This is a genomic window from Streptomyces sp. NPDC005195, assembly GCF_040608315.1.
Taxonomy (GTDB): Bacteria; Actinomycetota; Actinomycetes; order Streptomycetales; family Streptomycetaceae; genus Streptomyces; species Streptomyces kaempferi.
This window is the reverse complement of record NZ_JBEXHZ010000305.1, coordinates 1-1,689: the sequence shown is the minus strand read 5'-3', so window position 1 is coordinate 1,689 and position 1,689 is coordinate 1. Positions and strand designations below refer to the sequence as shown.

2 protein-coding genes are annotated in these 1,689 nt (G+C 73.2%); one reads left to right on the top strand and one right to left on the bottom strand.

Annotation, left to right across the window (positions count from 1 at the left end; all coding sequences use genetic code 11):
• Positions 1-558 (bottom strand): helix-turn-helix domain-containing protein (locus ABZV34_RS39195; protein ID WP_356287989.1); only part of this gene is annotated, 558 nt, incomplete at its 3' end.
• A 320-nt stretch (positions 559-878) separates the two neighbouring features.
• On the opposite strand from ABZV34_RS39195, the gene ABZV34_RS39190 reads away from it, so the two are divergent.
• Positions 879-1,689 (top strand): ACP S-malonyltransferase (locus ABZV34_RS39190; protein ID WP_356287986.1); only part of this gene is annotated, 811 nt, incomplete at its 3' end.

Sequence of the window (1,689 nt, the reverse complement as noted above, 5' to 3'; positions counted from 1 at the left end):
CCGCGCCCCTGCCCGTGCCGCCGGGTACAGGCCGTCCCAGAGGGGGTCGTCGGGCGCGAACCCCAGGGAGACCAGGACGTTGACCAGCATCCCGTACGCCATGAACGTGGTGGTCCGGCCGGTGTCCGCGCCCAGCGGCAGATGGACGGTGTCCCACAGCCGCTGCCACTCGGCCCGTACCGCCTCGCCGAACCCGGCGTCCCCCTCCGCCTCGCACGCCGCCACCGCGACGTACACCTGCATCTGCATCAGCAGCCGTTCCGGCTCCTTGAGGATGACGCGGGTGTACGCGTTGGCCATCGCGCGCAGCGCCTCCTCGCCCGTCAGCCCCTCGGTCGCCTCGGCGAACAGCCGTGTGGTGTCGGCCAGGCAGCGCCGCGCCGCCGCGAGGAACAGCGCCCGCTTGCCCGCGAAGAGGCGGAAGAGGTACGGCTGCGACACCCCCGCGCGCCGGGCCACCGCCTCGGTGGAGGTGCCGTCGTACCCGGCGTGGGCGAACTCGCTCATGGCCGCGCGGATGACGCTCTCGCGCCGCTCGTCTGCACTCATCCTCACCATGACCACAAGTTAGTGGTTGATCACTAACTTGGTCAAGGGGGGCCGGGCGGGGAAAACCCGGTCCGGGCGGAATCCGGCTGGAATCCGGCTGGAATCCCTGAGGGCCCGGGGGAGGGAATTCCGGCGGACCCCCGGGGGGAAAGGGCGCCGCTCGCAGGGGGGAACGCGGCGGGAGGCATCTGGCGTGGTGCCGCCGGTCCAGACGCATTCGAGGAATGCGCCAGAACTCCGTGCCAGATTCACAGAATCGAGATCCGCTCGCCGACGGCTCGATGACCTTTCTCCGGCGCTTTCGTCAACTCAGTGAGGCAGGAACGGGGATGATCGACAATTTCTTCACGATGTTTCCCGGGCAGGGCTCGCAGCGCGCGGGCATGGCCGGGCATCTGCTGCGTGAGCACCCCCGCACCGCCGGACGCGTCCTGGCGCGCGCGCAGGACGCCACCGGCCTGCCGCTGACCGCGCTGTGCAGCACGGCGGGGGAGGAGGAGCTGGCCCCGACCGAGATCGCCCAGCCCGCCATCGTCGCCACCAGCCTCGCGGTGCTCGAAGTGCTGCGCGCGGAGGCCGGGTTCGTGCCGGCCGTGGTGGCCGGGCACAGCCTGGGCGAGTACACGGCGCTGGTCGCCGCCGGGGTGCTGGGCGCCGACGAGGCGCTGCGGCTGGTGCACCGCCGCGGCGAGCTGATGGCCGGTGTCTCGCGCCGGGCCGGCGGGGCGATGACGGCCGTACTGGGCCTGGGCCCCGGCCGGATCGAGGAGATCTGCGCCGGCTGCGCCCCGCTGGGCGTGGTGGAGATCGCCAACTACAACGAGCCGGGCCAGACGGTCATCTCCGGGCAGCGCGCGGCGGTCGAGGAGGCCGCCCGCCTCGCGCTGGCGGCGGGCGCCGAACGGGTGGTGGCGCTGAAGGTCGCGGCGCCCTTCCACTGCTCGCTGATGCGGGCGATCGAGGACGAGTTCGCCGCCGAACTGGAACGCGTCACCTTCGCCGCGCCCCGGCTGCCCGTGATCAGCTCGGTCACCGGCACCCTGGTGCGCGACGGCGCCCACGCCCGCGACCTGCTGCGCCGTCAGCTGGCCGGGCCGGTGCGCTGGGTGGACGTGCTGGGCGCCGCGGGAGCGCACGGGA